Here is a 1,911-nt window from a genome sequence, read left to right on the forward strand (position 1 = left end):
CCCGCGTCGCTCCGGTGGCGGCGGCGCCCCGGCCCGTTCCGGCGGCGGCCAGCGCAGCAGTGGCGGCGGCGCGGCGACCTTCTCGTCGCAGTCGCGCGGTTACCGCGGCTGATCCCACCTCGCACGACCCGCTGTGCACTGCTGCGCCCCCGCGCAGCAGTGCACAGCGGCGTGGGGGGACCACGACGCCCCGGGACGAGCTCGTGGTCGGGACGGAACGGCATACCGGCGTGGGAGAGCGGGACCACAACGGACCGCGGGCGCCCCGCCCACCGGGTAGCGTCGGCAGCCGCGAGCCCACCCCGTCACAGGAGCCGTCCATGCAGTCGAGCACCCTTGCCATCAGCGCTGCCGACGGCACGCCGCTGCACACCTACCGCTGGCTGCCCGACGGTCCGCCGCGGGCGGTCGTCCAGATCGCGCACGGCATGGCCGAGCACGCCGCGCGCTACGAGCGTTTCGCGCAGGCGCTCACCGACGCCGGCTACGCGGTCTACGCCAACGACCACCGAGGCCACGGACAGACGTCCGGCCCGGACGCCCACGGCTACTTCGCCGACCGCGACGGGTGGGACACGGTCGTCGCCGACATGGGTGCGGTGACGGAGTTCGCCCAGGCGGAGCACCCCGGTGTCCCGGTCGTGCTCTTCGGTCACAGCATGGGGTCCTTCCTCAGCCGTTCGTACGCGGCGCGGCACGGCGCGCGCCTGGCCGGCCTGGTCCTCTCCGGCACCGCGGGTGACCCCGGTCGCCTGGCCGCGGTCGGCCGGCGGGTGGCCGGTGCCCAGGCGCGCCTCCGCGGCCGCAAGCACCTGTCCGGCCTGATGAACACGCTGACGTTCGGCCAGTACAACTCCGCGTTCAAGCCCAACCGGACCGAGTTCGACTGGCTGTCCCGCGACGAGGCCGAGGTCGACAAGTACATCGCGGACCCGCTGTGCGGCAACGTCTTCACCACCTCCTTCTACGCCGACCTGCTCGGCGGCCTCCAGCAGATCAACCGGCCCGCTGCGTATGCCGCCGTGCCCCGTGACCTGCCGGTCCTCGTGGTCTCCGGCTCGCTCGACCCCCTTTCGGCCAACGGCAAGGGTCCCCGCGAGGTGGCCGAGGCCTACCGCTCGGCCGGCGTCTCCGACGTGACGATGACGATCTACCCGGACGCGCGGCACGAGCTGCTCAACGAGACCAACCGCGACGAGGTCACCGCCGACGTCCTCGCGTGGCTCGACGAGCGACTGCCCGTGCGCGACTGATGCGCCGGGAACTCGGCCGGTACGCGGTCGCCGCCGCGGTGTTCGGCGTCCTCGACGGACTCTGGCTGGGGATCGTGGCGCGCCCGCTCTACGACTCGCAGATGGGCGACCTGCTCGCCGTGGAGCCGAACGTCGCGGCCGCGGTGGCGTTCTACGTGATCTACGTCTTCGGCATCACGTGGTTCGCGACCCGGCCCGCGCTCGCCGCGGAGTCGTCGCGACTCGCCCTGGTCTCCGGCGGCGTCCTCGGGTTCGTCGCCTACGCGACGTGGGACCTCACCAGCCTCGCGGTCATCGAGGGCTTCCCGGCCTCCATCGTCGCGGTCGACATCGCCTGGGGCACGGTCGCCACGGCGACCGCCGCCTTCGTGACGTATGCCGTGTGTCGCCGGGTGCCCGCGCTCCGCTGACGCGGCGCCGTCAGCGTCGAGCCTTGCGCCACCCGGCGGTCTCGGCCTCCTGCTCGGTGCAGAACCACCGCTCACCCTTGCTCGCGGTGACGACGGTGTCCTCGTAGCTGCCGCCGCCGGGGACGTGGTAGATCTTCTCGCCCCTCGATGAGATGTTGCCCTTGATGACGCAGCCGCCGGTGGGTGCTGCCGGCGGCGCCGCCCCCGGGGCCGGCGCAGGGGCCGGAGCAGGGGCGGCCGCCGGGGCG

Annotated in this window: 3 protein-coding genes; 2 read left to right on the forward strand and 1 reads right to left on the reverse strand. The window is 73.6% G+C overall.

What is annotated here, in order from left to right:
• Positions 1-320 precede the first annotated feature (320 nt).
• Complete coding sequence (locus tag N801_RS18890) at positions 321-1,253, forward strand: alpha/beta hydrolase (RefSeq protein ID WP_035940863.1); 933 nt, start codon at positions 321-323, stop codon at positions 1,251-1,253.
• Entirely contained in the window at positions 1,253-1,663 is a 411-nt protein-coding gene (locus tag N801_RS18895) for a DUF2177 family protein (RefSeq protein ID WP_035940865.1), read from the forward strand. The genes N801_RS18890 and N801_RS18895 overlap by 1 nt, the downstream gene beginning before the upstream one ends.
• Positions 1,664-1,673: 10 nt before the next feature.
• On the opposite strand, the gene N801_RS21210 is transcribed toward N801_RS18895, so the two are convergent.
• Positions 1,674-1,911, reverse strand: a 238-nt coding sequence (locus N801_RS21210) for a sunset domain-containing protein (protein ID WP_035940866.1), incomplete at its 5' end; no start/stop codon positions are given.

It is taken from the genome of Knoellia aerolata DSM 18566, from assembly GCF_000768695.1.
Taxonomy (GTDB): domain Bacteria; phylum Actinomycetota; class Actinomycetes; order Actinomycetales; family Dermatophilaceae; genus Knoellia; species Knoellia aerolata.